The sequence below is a fragment of the Anoxybacillus sp. MB8 genome (assembly GCF_011006755.1).
In the GTDB taxonomy this organism is placed as follows: Bacteria; Bacillota; Bacilli; order Bacillales; family Anoxybacillaceae; genus Anoxybacillus; species Anoxybacillus gonensis.
In genome coordinates, this window is sequence record NZ_RXXX01000090.1 from 1 (window position 1) to 1,887 (window position 1,887).

General features: G+C 51.3%; 1 protein-coding gene. It reads left to right on the forward strand.

What is annotated here, in order from left to right; genetic code table 11:
- The first annotated feature begins 100 nt into the window (after positions 1-100).
- Complete coding sequence (locus EKC99_RS15235; RefSeq protein WP_088223227.1) at positions 101-1,759, forward strand: IS1634 family transposase; 1,659 nt, start codon at positions 101-103, stop codon at positions 1,757-1,759.
- Positions 1,760-1,887: the final 128 nt, after the last annotated feature.

Below are 1,887 nucleotides of genomic sequence, written 5' to 3' on the forward strand. Positions count from 1 at the left end.
CTCACATTTCGCACCCTCTCGACAAAAATCGGGAGGATTTTTTTATCTTCCTGTCGAATAAAACCTTGGAATACAAGGAAAGCAAAGGAGTTTGCTCATCATGGACGTTCAAATTCGGGCCATTTATGAAAGTTCTTATTTGAATATAATAAGCGCCCTGTTCAAAGATCTTGACCTTCCTCAGTTGATTGATCGTCTCGTTCCCGTGGATCCGCAATGCCAAACTCGAGCCAGCGATATCGTCAAACTAATCGTTCTGGATATCTTGAGCGGCCGGCAAGCGCTCGTTCATTTGGAACAATGGGCGCATGACATCGATTTGCCGAAGCTGATTCGGCCAGGGCTGGAGCCGTCTTGGTTCAACGACGATGCCATCGCGCGTCATTTGGATCGCCTGTATGAGGCGAATATCCATCAAGTCCTTTCGTCTTGCCTCGTGCAGATCTACAAGAAAGAAGGCCTCTCTCTTCGCGTCTTCCACGCCGATACGACGGACAAGACCGTTTATGGCGCGTATGAATCGGCCTCGCCGGATGCCTTGCAGATTACGCATGGCTACAACCGGCATCATCGTTGGCAAAAGCAGATCGGATTTGGGCTGATTGGCAACGAGGATGGCATCCCGTTTTATGGCGATGTACACGACGGCAACCTGCCGGATAAGACGTGGAATCCCGAGGTGTTGTCCCGTGTGCAGAAACAGCTGAAGCAGGCGAAGATCGAAGATGAATGGATTTATGTTGCCGATTCTGCCGCCATGACGAAAGACACACTGGCGCAAACGAAGGCCGCCAACGCCTTTTTGATCACAAGAGGCCCTTCTTCGCTCCGGATCGTCAAAACCGCGCTGGCTAAAGCTGATGCCCAAGACACGCCGTGGAGCGATCCGTTTTCCTTAGCGGAGAAAAACGGAGCCACCTACCGGGTGTGGGAAACGACATCGACGTACGAAGGTCATTCGGTCCGGTTGATCGTCGTTGAATCCAGCGCGCTCGACCAACGAAAAGGAAAGACGCTCGAAAAAGAGCGAAACCAAGAAGCAGAGCTTCTTCGGCAGAAACAAACCCAGTGGGAAAGCCGTCTGTTTTCGTGCCGGGAAGACGCCGAACAAGCCCTAGCGTCTCTAAAGGCGTCCCTTCGTCTCCGGTTCCATCGCGTCGAGGCGTCGGTCGAAGCGATCGTGCGTCCGAAAAAACGGCGCGGACGTCCGAAAAAAGGGGCGGAACCGGACATGGAAACGCTGTACGCCCTTCGCTTGAACGTGGAATTCGACCAAGATGCGTGGGAACAGGCGAGACGGAAAGCGTCCCGGTTTGTCCTTGTCACGACAGTTCCGGAGGAATGGAAAGGTCAACCGATGGATGCGAAAGAGATCTTGAAGTTGTATAAAGGCCAAATCTCGGTGGAAATGAACTTCTCTTTCTTGAAAGACCCGTTCTTTACGGATGAGATTTACGTAAAAAAACCGGAACGGGTCGCGGTATTGGGCTATTTGTTTCTGTTGGCCTTGGCGATTTACCGCGTCTTCCAGCGCCGGGTGCGTCAGTTCATCACCCCGGAACACCCATTAAAGGGCGCGGGAGGCCGGAAACTGACCCGACCGACCGGACAAGCGATTTTTCAATTGTTTTGGTATGTCAGAGTCGTCCTGTTGGAACTGCCGGATGGACGAATTCAACGCGCGTTAGGTCAACCGCTCACGTACGAGCAGCGAAGGATTCTGCAAGGATTAGGGATGGACGAGAGCATTTACGTCTAATGGGATAAAGAACGACCAACGATGGTAAAAAAAGGATACCATCGCTTTTGGTGTTGGTTTAAAAGTTATTCTAAAAAACTGAATAAAAAATCCTTTTGTTCCGCCCTACCAAGGTGCGAAATATGAGT

What these genes read in the sequence shown, in the direction of transcription:
- EKC99_RS15235 (WP_088223227.1), top strand. Translation starts at nt 101, where the DNA reads ATGGACGTTCAAATTCGGGCCATTTATGAAAGTTCTTATTTGAATATA.